Below are 12010 nucleotides of genomic sequence, written 5' to 3' on the forward strand. Positions count from 1 at the left end.
TGGGGAACCCTCAGCCCACAGGGAGAGGGTCAGGGTGAGGGCATCAGACAGCGCCACCCTCACTAACGCCGGTTGCCAAAAATACGCAGCAGCATCAGGAACAGGTTGATGAAGTCCAGATACAGCGTCAGCGCGCCCAGAATCGAGTATTTGCGCAGGTTTGAACTGTCGCGAACATCAATTTGTTCACCGATGTTTTTCAGTTTCTGGGTGTCGTAGGCGGTTAAGCCCACGAAGATCACCACCCCGATATAGGTCACCGCCCACATCAGCGCGTCACTCTTCAACCACAGGTTCACCAGCGACGCCAGCACAATCCCTATCAGCCCCATAAACAGCATGTTGCCGAAGCCGCTCAGGTCACGTTTGGTGGTGTAACCGTACAGGCTCATCACACCGAACATCCCGCCGGTCACCACAAAGGTGCTGGCGATGGAGGAGTAGGTGTAAACGATGAAAATACTGGAGAGCGTCAGCCCGGTCAGCGCCGAATAGAGCATAAACAGCGTGGTCGCCATGCCCGCACTGAGCTTGTGCACCAGCCCGGAGAGCACGAATACCAGCGCCAGTTGCGCAATAATCAGCCCAAAGAAGGTGATTTTGCTGGAGAAGATAAACATCATCAGTTCAGGCGTGTTTGCCGCATACCACGCGATAAACGCGGTAAGCAGCAGGCCAACCGTCATCCAGCCATATACCTGAGCCATGTAGGTTTGCAGCCCGCTACGGGTCTGCTGAACTATCGAATCGGAACGCGGAAATCGGTCCATGATTCACTCCTGATTAAGTAAACACACACGTTAAGACTAACACATCCACGTAAACCTGTTACCAGCGGCTGGCAGCCTGTTTGTCGCTGTCCCGCGATTCCACCCAGCGCTCACCTTCCGGCGTCGCTTCACGCTTCCAGAACGGCGCTTTAGTTTTGAGGTAATCCATGATGAACTCCCCCGCCGAAAAAGCACTCCCGCGATGGGCGCTGGTGACGCCGACAAACACAATTTCTTCGCCGGGCCACATTTCGCCGATGCGATGGATAACCGTAACGCGCCCCAGCGGCCAGCGGCCTCGCGCCTCTTCGACAATGGCCGCCAGCGATTTTTCGGTCATTCCCGGATAGTGCTCCAGCGTCAGCGCTTTTACGCTGTCGCCGAGATTATGATTACGCACTTTCCCGGTAAAGGTCACGACCGCGCCGTCTTCGTCGCGCCCGGCCAGCCAGTCATATTCCGTGCCCACGTTAAAACGCTCATGGCCAACCAGAATTCGGGTTTCCGTCATCTCAACCCCCTGTGACCGGCGGGAAGAAGGCCACTTCATCTCCATCAGCCAGCGGGTGGGTCAACTCCACCAGCGTCTGATTCACGGCGGCCAGCAATTTGCCTTCATCCAGCGCCAGCGCCCAGCGGTCGCTTTGCGCCGCCAGATGCGCACGCAGGGCGGCGACGTTTTCGAAAGAGCCGTCCAGCGTCAGGCTGTCGGTATTGATCAGCTCACGGACCTGGGCAAAAAAGAGCACCTTAATCATGGCTTTCCACCTTAAAATCACCGGATTTGCCGCCGCTTTTTGCCAGCAGACGCACCGGGCCAATCACCATATCTTTCTGCACCGCTTTACACATGTCGTAGATGGTCAGCGCCGCCACGGAGGCTGCCGTCAACGCCTCCATCTCCACGCCGGTTTTCCCAGTTAAGCGGCACAGGGACTCGATACGCACGCGGTTATGCTCCGGCTGCGCCTGCAAATTTACCTCCACTTTGCTAAGCATCAGCGGATGGCAGAGCGGGATGAGGTCCCAGGTACGTTTAGCGGCCTGAATACCGGCGATGCGGGCGGTGGCAAACACATCACCCTTGTGATGGCTACCGTCGATAATCATCGCCAGCGTCTCCGGCAGCATGGTGACGAACGCTTCAGCACGCGCCTCGCGCACCGTTTCGGCTTTGGCGGAGACATCCACCATATGCGCTTCGCCAGCGGCGTTTATGTGGGTCAGTTGTGACATAGCTTATTTCTTTAAATGGGGATGGAAATTACACGGACGGGTACGGGCATCCAGCTGCGGGGCAATAATGTTTTCCCACGCGGTGCGGCAGGCTTTGGTCGAGCCAGGCATGGCGAAGATCAGCGTCTTGTTCGCTACCCCCGCGACGGCACGGGACTGGAGCGTAGAGGTGCCAATCTCTTCAAATGAGAGCATGCGGAACACTTCGCCGAAGCCTTCTACTTCGCGATCGAACAGCGGAAGCAGCGCTTCCGGCGCCTGGTCGCCTGCGGTAAAGCCGGTGCCGCCAGTGATCAGTACAACCTGGACGTCATCACTCGCAATCCACTGTGAAACCTGAGCGCGAATGGCGTAACGGTTCTCTTTGACGATCGCTTTATCAACAATCTGGTGCCCGGCTTCGTGTGCCGCCTCGCGCAGCCAGTGGCCGGAGGTATCATCCTCTTCACCACGACGTTCGGAAACGGTAAGAATAGCAATGCGTGTCGGGATAAATTCCGCGCTTACCTGACTCATCTTCTGGTTCCTTCTAAAGCCTGATTACCCGCCGATATAGGACAGGTTCTGAGTAATGCCGGTGTTGCCCTGATGCAGGAAATGGGTCTGCTTTTTGTGCGTCAGCGCCTCGGAAATGCGTGCTTCAAGCGCGTCCTGTTGGGCGTCGTCTTCCAGCAAATCGCGCAGATCGACGCCGCCATCCCCGAACAGGCAGAGGTGCAGCTTGCCAACAGAGGAGACGCGCAGGCGGTTGCAGCTGGCACAGAAGTCTTTTTCATAGGGCATGATCAGGCCGATTTCGCCTTCATAATCCGGATGACAAAAGACCTGCGCCGGGCCATCGCTGCGCTGGCGGATCTGGTGGATCCAGCCGCGTTTCAGCAGTTCGTCACGCAGGACCATGCCGGAGATGTGATGGCGACGGAACAGCTCGCTGCCCTCCCCGGTCTCCATCAGCTCAATAAAACGCAGTTGAATGCGGCGCGGTTTGATCCACGCCAGAAAGGTGTCCAGCTGATGGTGGTTCACATCACGCATCAACACGGTATTGACTTTGACCTTGTCGAAACCGGCGGTGAACGCGGCATCGATGCCGTCCATTACCTGCTGGAACTTATCCTGGCCGGTAATGGCGTGGAACTGACGGGCGTCCAGGCTATCGACGCTGACGTTGATCGCCGTCAGCCCCGCATCGCGCCAGTTCGCCACGTCACGCGCCATGCGGTAACCGTTGGTGGTCACCGCTATCTGGCGGATACGTTCGTTTTCACGCACGGCGGCAATGATGTCAGGGAAATCACGGCGCAGGGAGGGCTCTCCCCCGGTAAGACGCACTTTTTCCGTACCGAGTTCAGAGAACGCGCGCGTGACGCGGCGTACTTCTTCCACGGAGAGAAAGCCATTATTGGTGACGCTGCCCGGCTTGTAGCCATCGGGCAGGCAGTAGGTGCAACGGAAGTTACACACGTCGGTAATCGACAAACGTAAGTAGAAAAACTTACGCGCGAAAGCATCAGTAAGTTGTGAAGCCATGTACACCTTTCCAGATCGGGAGGCACAGTCATTTCTTTCTGTACCCTGGTGGCAAATCCGCCACGGCCAGGGCGCCATATCTCTCGACACAGGCGCCAGGGCTAGAGTGTATGTTTTCAGTTTTGAAAACGTGGTTATGGCGATAGTAGCGTGGAAATCGCCACTTCGCCATTGTCGCTTTTCGCTATATAAATTTATACATAACGATGTTATCGTGCATTTTCACTACAGAATACGCAAAAACAGCGCTTTCGCATTGATATACGTCATTATGGTTTGTGAGAGGCATCGTCTTTTAGGAGTAGTTGCGTTACTGTGACGCAAGCTTAACAGGATAAGGAATAGGTATGCGCAATCGCACTTTTGCGGATCTGGACCGCGTGGTCGCTCTTGGAGGAGGTCACGGTCTGGGACGGGTTATGTCGTCGTTATCGTCACTGGGCTCACGCCTGACGGGCATCGTGACAACAACGGACAACGGCGGCTCAACCGGGCGGATCCGACGTGCTGAAGGCGGGATAGCCTGGGGTGATATGCGCAACTGCCTCAACCAGCTCATCACTGAGCCAAGCGTGGCCTCGGCGATGTTTGAGTACCGTTTTGGGGGAAATGGCGAACTTTCAGGCCATAACCTTGGAAATCTGATGTTAAAGGCGCTGGATCACCTGAGCGTGCGCCCTCTGGAAGCGATCAATTTAATTCGTAACCTGCTAAAAGTGGATGCGTTCCTGATCCCGATGTCCGAACAGCCGGTAGATTTGATGGCGATCGATGCTGACGATCACGAAGTGTATGGTGAAGTGAATATCGACCAGCTTCTCCTTCCGCCAAAAGAGCTGATGACCTACCCCAGCGTACCCGCAACGCGTGAAGCGGTTGAAGCGATTGGCGAGGCCGATCTGATCCTGATTGGGCCGGGGAGTTTTTATACCAGCCTGATGCCGATCCTGCTGGTGAAAGAGCTAGCGCAGGCGCTGCGCAGAACGCCTGCGCCCATGGTCTATATCGGTAATTTAGGCCGCGAACTCAGTCCGGCGGCGGCAAGCCTGTCGCTGGCGGATAAGCTGGACCTGATGGAACAGTATGTTGGTAAGAAAATTATCGATGGTGTCGTGGTCGGGCCAAAAGTAGATGTGTCGGGGATTGGCGATCGCGTGGTGGTGCAAGAGCCGCTGGAAGCCAGCGATATTAAATATCGCCACGACCGCCATCTGCTGCGCGAGGCGCTGGAGAAGGCGATTCAGGCATTAGGTTAGGTTCGTTTTGTGCGGCCTGATGCCCTCACCCCGGCCCTCTCCCACAGGGAGAGGGAGAAAACGCCACCGGGCAAAAAACTACGATGCCGCAATAAACAGATCCCGCAGCTGATGCAGCTGATCGCGGATTTGCGCAGCCTCTTCGAACTCCAGATTCTGCGCGTGCTGCATCATCTGCCCTTCCAGCTCGTGGATCTTTTGCTGCAACGCTTTCGGGGTCAGCGCGACGGTATCCTCTTCCACCACTGAACGGGCCTTGCCGCGCCCTTTCGCTTTGGTCTTCGCAATGTTCTGACCCAGCGCCAGGATATCCACCACCTTCTTGTTCAGCCCCTGCGGCGTAATGCCGTGCTCTTCGTTATAGCGCTGCTGCTTCTCGCGACGACGTTCCGTTTCGCCAATCGCTTTGGCCATCGACGGGGTGATTTTATCCCCGTACAGAATCGCCTTCCCGTTGACGTTACGCGCGGCACGGCCAATGGTCTGGATCAGCGAGCGCTCGGAACGCAGGAAGCCCTCTTTGTCCGCGTCCAGAATCGCCACCAGCGACACTTCCGGCATATCCAGACCTTCTCGCAGAAGGTTGATACCCACCAGCACGTCGAACTCGCCCAGGCGCAGGTCGCGGATGATCTCCATACGCTCCACGGTATCAATATCCGAGTGCAGATACCGCACCTTCTCGCCGTGTTCTTCCAGATACTCCGTCAAATCCTCCGCCATACGTTTGGTGAGCGTGGTCACAAGCACGCGCTCGTTGATGGCAGAGCGGGCACGTATTTCCGAGAGCAGATCGTCCACCTGCGTCGCCACCGGACGCACCTCGATAATCGGATCCAGCAGCCCGGTCGGACGCACAACCTGGTCCACCACGTCATCACCGGATTTCTCCAGCTCGTAGTTGCCCGGCGTCGCCGATACGTAGATGGTCTGCGGAGCAAGCGCCTCAAATTCTTCAAACTTCATCGGACGGTTGTCCAGCGCTGACGGCAGTCGGAATCCGTACTCCACCAGCGTCTCTTTACGCGCGCGGTCACCGCGGTACATCCCGCCGATCTGGGGGATCGTAACGTGGGATTCGTCGATCACCAGCAGGCCGTCCGCCGGAAGGTAGTCAAACAGCGTCGGCGGCGCTTCGCCCGGCCCGCGTCCGGAGAGGTAGCGCGAGTAGTTTTCGATGCCGGAGCAGTAGCCCAGCTCGTTCATCATCTCCAGATCGAACTGGGTACGCTGGCTCAGGCGCTGCTCTTCCAGCAGCTTGTTGTTCGCCAGCAGCACCTTGCGGCGGTCTGCCAGCTCAATTTTAATCTCTTCCATCGCCTGTACGATACGCTCGCGTGGCGTCACGTAGTGCGTTTTTGGGTAGATGGTGAAGCGCTGGATCACCGACTCCACATGACCGGTCAGCGGGTCGAACAGCGACAGGCGTTCAACCTCTTCATCGAACAGCTCTACGCGCAGCGCCATGTCGTCCGATTCCGCCGGGAAGATATCAATCACCTCACCACGTACGCGGAAGGTCCCGCGCTGGAACGCCTGATCGTTACGGGTGTACTGCAGCTCCGCCAGACGGCGCAAAATCGCCCGCTGATCGATGATCATCCCCTGCGTCAGGTGCAGCATCATCTTGAGATAGAGATCCGGATCGCCCAGGCCGTAGATCGCCGACACCGAGGCCACCACCACCACATCACGACGCTCCAGCAGCGCCTTGGTCGCCGACAAACGCATCTGCTCGATATGTTCGTTCACCGAGGCATCTTTCTCGATAAACGTGTCGGAGCTGGGAACGTAGGCTTCCGGCTGGTAGTAGTCGTAGTAGGAGACGAAATACTCCACCGCGTTTTCCGGGAAGAACTCTTTCATCTCACCATACAGCTGCGCCGCCAGCGTTTTGTTCGGCGCGAGAACCATCGTAGGACGCTGGAGATCGGCAATGACGTTGGCAATGGTGAAGGTTTTACCCGAACCGGTTACCCCCAGCAGGGTCTGGTGCGCCAGCCCGTCTTCCAGCCCATCTTCCAGGCGACGAATGGCCTCGGGCTGATCCCCGGAAGGACGGAAAGCAGAATTCAATTTGAACGGTTTACTCATGGGCGACGACCTGATGACAGAATAAGCGGCAGGTGAGTAATTTTACTCGTTGTGGCCAGGATTGCCAGTAAAAAACACTGGATGGAAAACCAGTAGCGTGTCAGGATATTTAGCGTAGCGCAGAGAGGATTAGTGCGTTTGCGAGCTAAATTTCAACTGTGACAATATAAAACACCAGCCTCAGGGGGTTATCCCCAGAACTATTACTTTTTTAACATTTGTCAAGGGCGGTTATGAAAGTTTTATGGCAACAGGTGTCGCTGGCGCTGAGGGAATTGCTTTTATCTAATTCGTTAAAAAATATAGACTATTTCCTAAAGCCGCGTTTCGCATCAATTTGGGCGTAACCCGCGTGTTCTCTCGCTTATCGCGTGTTTTCTAACTCTAATACACAAGGTTATCCACAGGAATAGTGGATAACTGCCTCCAGCCCGTATAGCATGCACTCCAGCAAATTCCCGGTTTTTCCCACGAAGCGGCAGTAAAAAATTTTTATCACTCTTTTTTGCCTGGAAAACGTTCATTTTTTCATAAGTAACCGGCGAGATCTTAATCACAATTCCGTCATTTTCCCTGCACCACGATTCGACACGCACGGCACCGGGAGCGTGCAATTCGAACAAACGTTAAGCTTTTAGCAGTGGGTTATTCCTAAAAATGGCTCTTTTATAATCATTATTTTGTTTCTGGCAGGCGTTTTGCAGATATCAGCCTGAGCATTACCCCACACATTTTTAAGGAGAGAAAGATGTTGAGTCTGCGTGCTGTAAATCAGTTTTACGGAAGCCAACATACGCTATGGAACGTGAATATCGATTTCCCGCAAGGCATCTGTACGGGCATTGTTGGCCTGCCTGGCATGGGTAAATCCACGCTCATGAACTGCATTACCGGAAAGGTGCCCGTTGAGAGCGGCACCATCATATGGCATGAGGCTGGCGCGCCGCCGCGTAATTTGCTCAGCCCTGCGTCAGCATTAACGGCGCCGCCAACGATAGGCTACGTCCCGCAGGATCGGCGGATATTTTCCCAGTTGACCGTCGATGAAAATCTGCATATCGCTATGCGGGCGACGGGGAAATCCGACCCGACATCAAAAAATGACGTGTACGCCCTGTTTCCGGAACTCTATCCGCTGCGACAAATGCGTGCCTCTGCGCTGTCCCCCGACGACCAGTATCAGCTGGCCCTCGCCAGTGCGCTGGTTAATCGCCCGCGCGTGTTGATTCTGGATGAGCCCATGTATGGCGCAGGGCAAGGCTTCGCCCGCAGGCTGGGTCAACTGCTGGTACGGTTGAATCGGGAGCTGGGAATGACGGTGCTGTTAGCGGAGCAACAGCTGTCGTTTATCCGCCGGGTAGCGGATCGTTTCTGCATGCTCTATCGCGGACGTAACGTGGCACAGGGCCACGTTAACGAGCTGGATGACGACCTTATTGCGCACTGGATGGCGCGGGACATAAGGCGCTGAGGTCAAGATAGCGTCCGGTTTCCGCCTGCTCTGCGCCGTCGGCAAGCCACGGGATCTCGCCGAGAAACGGCGCAGGCAGCACCCGCTTCAGCGTCGCCAGATACTCAGCATGACGTTTACCCGGTGCAACCACGTCATTGGCAATCCACCCTGCCAGACGCAACCCGGCCTGCTGCACGGCCTGAGCGGTCAGCATGGCGTGATTGATACAGCCAAGCTTCACGCCGACCACCAGAATGACCGGAAGCTGTTCGGCCTGCACCCAGTCAGCAAAGGTCTGCTCGTCGGACAGCGGGGTAAACCAGCCGCCAGCCCCCTCCACCAGCACCCAGTCGGCCTGCGTTTCCAGGTTGCGTAATCCGGAAGAGAGCACCGAAAAATCAATCGAACGATCTTCATCGGCGCTGACGATGTGCGGCGAGGTGGGTTCAGCAAAGGTATAGGGGTTCACCGCAGAATAGGCCAGCGCAAGGCTGCTGTTACGCTGTAGCGCCAGCGCATCAGTATTGCGTAAGCCTTCCGGCGTCATCTCGCTGCCGGAGGCTACGGGCTTATACCCGGCCGTTGTTTTCCCCAGCAGACGCGCCGCCTGCAACAGCGCGGCGCTGGCAACCGTTTTACCGACTTCGGTGTCCGTACCGGTAACAAAATAACGTTCAGTCACGTTCAATAATCCCATGAAAAAGATGATAAGAGAGCGGGAACCGGCCCCGATCCTGCGGCCAGGCCAGCCCGAGACGCTGGAGTTGTCCGCGGGTAAGGGGTTTCTTCTCCCGACCGGCGTGCAGGTGCGTCGCGCCTATGCCCTTAAGAGAGCGCATGGCGCTTAACGCATCGCTAAATTCGAGGGTGACGGTCTGGACCTCACTGCGATAGCGCCAGCCTGCCAGCGCCTGAGTGACCTGTTCGTGCGAGAGAAACCGGTTGGCGTGCGGCTGCGCATCCACCGCCCTCCACGCCTGATTCAGCTCCGGCAACGAACTTTCCAGCAGGGTGGTAAAGGCCACCGCTCCGCCGGGCCGTGCCACGCGGTAAAGCTCGCGTAGCGCCTGCGACAGGCTGGTGCACCACTGCACCGCCAGATGGCTCCAGACGAGGTCAAACAGGGCATCCTCCAACGGGATGGCCTCGATATCGGCCACCAGATAACGGTCTGCTGACTGCTGCTGGCGGGCTTCATCCAGCATCTGCGCAGATAAATCCAGCGCCGTGACCTGGCTGCCCGTTGCGCGCCAGTAGCGGCTATTGCCGCCTGGCCCGCAGCCCGCGTCCAGCACCTGCGCAAAACGCCCGTCACCGAGCGCGGCCAGCAGCCCGCGCGCGCTCAGGCGTTGCAGCTCATCGTGCTGTGAATAGCTTTGCGCTGCCCGGCCAAACGCGGCGGCAACGGCCTGTTTATTGACGGGAGACATACAGTGCCTCCAGAAGCGTATCGATATCCTGCGGCTCGTGCGCTGCCGTAAGCGTCAGACGCAAGCGCGCGGTGCCTGGCGGCACGGTGGGTGGGCGGATCGCCGTGACCCACTGTCCGCGTTCTCGTAGCGCCTGTGCCAGCATCAGCGCCCGATGGTTTTCACCCACAATCACGGGCTGAATGGCGCTGTGCGAGTCGGTAAGCCGGTAAGGCAGTTCGCTTACCCCCCGGCGAAAACGCTGAATATGGTCGGCCAGGCGAGCCCGGCGTTCAGCGCCGTCTTCGCCGCGGATCACCGCAAGCGACGCTGAGAGTGCCACGGCCTGCGCCGGGGGCATGCTGGTGCTGTAGATCAGGTGCCGGGCGAACTGTACCAGGTAGTCGGCCACCGGCTCGCAGCACAACACCGCGGCACCGCTGACGCCGAAGCCTTTGCCGAAGGTGACCACCAGCAGTTCCGGCCTGACGCCCTGCTGATAAGCGCTTCCGCGCCCCTCCTCGCCGGTGACGCCAATGCCGTGGGCATCGTCGACCAGCAGCCAGGCGTTCTGTTGTTTTGCGGCGTCGTGCAACGCGGCCAGGGGCGCGCTGTCGCCGTCCATGCTAAATACCCCTTCCGTGACCGCCAGCTGAAGCCCTGAACAGGGTTTACCCAGCAGGACGTTCAGCTGAGAGGCATCGTTATGGGCAAAACGCCGCAGCTGTGCCGGGCTGAGACTGGCGGCTTCAAGCAGGGAGGCGTGGCTCAGGCGGTCCGCGATGATGCGGTCGTCTTTGCCCATCAGGGCGGCAATCACCGCCTGATTCGCGGCAAAACCGGAGATAAACAACAGCGCCCGCGGGTAGCCCAGCCAGTCGGCCAACGCTTCCTCCAGCGCCTGATGGGCCGTGGTGTAGCCGCTGACGTGCCCGGAGCCACCGCTGCCCACGCCGTAACGATCCGCGCCCTGCTGCCAGGCACGAACGATCTGCGGGTGCTGGCTCAGGCCCAGATAATCGTTGCTGGAGAAATTACAGAACCGCTCTCCTTCCCGGGTGAGAAAACGGCCTGCACCGTTTTCCACTACCCTGCGTACCCGAAACGCATCCGCCGCCCGCCGCTCGTCGAGCGCGGTCCTGATACGTGCCTGCCAGGTCATATGGCTGCCGCGTTGTAGAACTGGTCAGTGTCGGCGTTGAATATCTGCTGCTCCAGCTGCTGTTGTTGCTCGTTATCCCCCGCCTGTACCCCGGTCTGGTGTGGGTTCAGCCCCAGCTTGCGGAACAGCTGAACGTCTTTGTCCTCTTCCGGGTTTGGTGTGGTCAGCAGTTTGCAACCGTAGAAGATGGAGTTGGCCCCGGCCATAAAGCACATTGCCTGGGTCTGCTCGCTCATCTGCTCGCGACCGGCAGAGAGGCGAACGTAAGAGGTTGGCATCATGATGCGCGCCACCGCGATGGTGCGGATGAAATCGAAGGCATCCACGTCCTCATTATCCGCCAGCGGCGTACCTTTTACCTTCACTAGCATGTTGATGGGCACGCTTTCCGGAGGGGTCGGCAGGTTCGCCAGCTGTAACAGCAGGCCGGCACGATCTTTTACCGTTTCGCCCAGTCCCACGATCCCGCCGGAACAGACCTTGATCCCCGCATCACGCACTTTATCCAGCGTATCCAGACGCTCCTGATAGGTGCGCGTGGTGATGATGTTGCCGTAGAATTCCGGCGAGGTATCGAGGTTGTGATTGTAGTAATCCAGTCCTGCCGCCGAGAGGCGCTGCGCCTGCTCCTCGTTCAGCGTACCCAGGGTCATGCAGGCTTCAAGCCCCATCTCCTTCACCCCCTTCACCATCTGCTCCAGATAGGGCATGTCGCGGTCATGCGGGTTTTTCCACGCCGCGCCCATGCAGAAGCGGGTTGAGCCAGCGTTTTTGGCCTTGCGCGCGGAGTCGAGCACCTGCTCGACTTCCATCAGGCGCTCGGATTCGAGACCGGTTTTATAGCGCGCGCTTTGCGGGCAATATTTGCAGTCTTCCGGGCAAGCCCCGGTTTTAATCGACAGCAGCGTGCTGACCTGAACATGACGCGGATCGAAGTGCTGGCGGTGCACCTGTTGCGCCTCAAACATCAGCTCCAGGAAAGGTTTGTTGAATAATTCAGTGACTTGCGACATCGTCCAGCGTGCGTGGTGAGCCATCGGGCTTCTCCAAAGGGTTTTGTTAATTGTCGGTTCGGTTTATACTTGTAAACCTAAAACTTT

Annotated in this window: 13 protein-coding genes and 1 riboswitch; of the genes, 2 read left to right on the plus strand and 11 right to left on the minus strand. The window is 57.7% G+C overall.

The features are described from left to right. Positions 1-62 precede the first annotated feature (62 nt). The 6 genes from IPZ49_RS02465 to moaA form a co-directional block, all read right to left on the minus strand. The gene (locus IPZ49_RS02465) at positions 63-770 is read right to left on the minus strand and encodes a Bax inhibitor-1/YccA family protein (protein WP_015571081.1); all 708 of its coding nucleotides are present in this window, start codon (positions 768-770) and stop codon (positions 63-65) included. 58 nt (positions 771-828) lie between these two features. After that, complete coding sequence (gene moaE / locus IPZ49_RS02470) at positions 829-1281, minus strand: molybdopterin synthase catalytic subunit MoaE (protein WP_063146866.1); 453 nt, start codon at positions 1279-1281, stop codon at positions 829-831. 1 nt (position 1282) lies between these two features. After that, positions 1283-1528: a molybdopterin synthase sulfur carrier subunit gene (gene moaD, locus IPZ49_RS02475; protein ID WP_022647502.1), complete on the minus strand. Its 246-nt coding sequence runs from the start codon at positions 1526-1528 to the stop codon at positions 1283-1285. Further along, positions 1521-2006, minus strand: a complete 486-nt coding sequence (gene moaC, locus IPZ49_RS02480; RefSeq protein WP_006809528.1) for a cyclic pyranopterin monophosphate synthase MoaC — start codon at positions 2004-2006, stop codon at positions 1521-1523. Before moaC ends, moaD begins: the two co-directional genes overlap by 8 nt. 3 nt (positions 2007-2009) lie before the next feature. Further along, positions 2010-2522: a molybdenum cofactor biosynthesis protein B gene (gene moaB / locus IPZ49_RS02485; protein WP_022647501.1), complete on the minus strand. Its 513-nt coding sequence runs from the start codon at positions 2520-2522 to the stop codon at positions 2010-2012. Between the two features lie 24 nt (positions 2523-2546). Continuing rightward, entirely contained in the window at positions 2547-3536 is a 990-nt protein-coding gene (gene moaA, locus IPZ49_RS02490) for a GTP 3',8-cyclase MoaA (RefSeq protein ID WP_022647500.1), read from the minus strand. Then, positions 3524-3657, minus strand: a riboswitch (molybdenum cofactor riboswitch). It overlaps the preceding gene by 13 nt. Positions 3658-3883: 226 nt before the next feature. Between moaA and yvcK the strand changes: the two genes are divergently transcribed. Beyond that, complete coding sequence (gene yvcK, locus IPZ49_RS02495; RefSeq protein ID WP_023299636.1) at positions 3884-4792, plus strand: uridine diphosphate-N-acetylglucosamine-binding protein YvcK; 909 nt, start codon at positions 3884-3886, stop codon at positions 4790-4792. 78 nt (positions 4793-4870) lie between these two features. On the opposite strand, the gene uvrB is transcribed toward yvcK, so the two are convergent. Continuing rightward, positions 4871-6886: an excinuclease ABC subunit UvrB gene (gene uvrB / locus IPZ49_RS02500; RefSeq protein ID WP_063146867.1), complete on the minus strand. Its 2016-nt coding sequence runs from the start codon at positions 6884-6886 to the stop codon at positions 4871-4873. 748 nt (positions 6887-7634) lie between these two features. On the opposite strand from uvrB, the gene IPZ49_RS02505 reads away from it, so the two are divergent. Beyond that, entirely contained in the window at positions 7635-8357 is a 723-nt protein-coding gene (locus IPZ49_RS02505; RefSeq protein WP_063146868.1) for an ABC transporter ATP-binding protein, read from the plus strand. On the opposite strand, the gene bioD is transcribed toward IPZ49_RS02505, so the two are convergent. The 4 genes from bioD to bioB are packed head-to-tail and all read right to left on the minus strand — an operon-like array spanning position 8320 to position 11947. After that, entirely contained in the window at positions 8320-9021 is a 702-nt protein-coding gene (gene bioD / locus IPZ49_RS02510; RefSeq protein ID WP_074143142.1) for a dethiobiotin synthase, read from the minus strand. The genes IPZ49_RS02505 and bioD overlap by 38 nt on opposite strands. Next, on the minus strand, positions 9014-9769 hold the full coding sequence (gene bioC, locus IPZ49_RS02515) for a malonyl-ACP O-methyltransferase BioC (protein ID WP_048966376.1): 756 nt from the start codon (positions 9767-9769) through the stop codon (positions 9014-9016). The genes bioD and bioC overlap by 8 nt, the downstream gene beginning before the upstream one ends. Then, on the minus strand, positions 9753-10910 hold the full coding sequence (bioF, locus tag IPZ49_RS02520) for an 8-amino-7-oxononanoate synthase (protein ID WP_022647495.1): 1158 nt from the start codon (positions 10908-10910) through the stop codon (positions 9753-9755). The genes bioC and bioF overlap by 17 nt, the downstream gene beginning before the upstream one ends. Then, positions 10907-11947: a biotin synthase BioB gene (gene bioB, locus IPZ49_RS02525; protein WP_063146869.1), complete on the minus strand. Its 1041-nt coding sequence runs from the start codon at positions 11945-11947 to the stop codon at positions 10907-10909. The genes bioF and bioB overlap by 4 nt, the downstream gene beginning before the upstream one ends. Between the last annotated feature and the right edge of the window lie 63 nt (positions 11948-12010).

The organism is Enterobacter cloacae complex sp. S2 (assembly GCF_015159675.1).
Taxonomy (GTDB): domain Bacteria; phylum Pseudomonadota; class Gammaproteobacteria; order Enterobacterales; family Enterobacteriaceae; genus Enterobacter; species Enterobacter intestinihominis.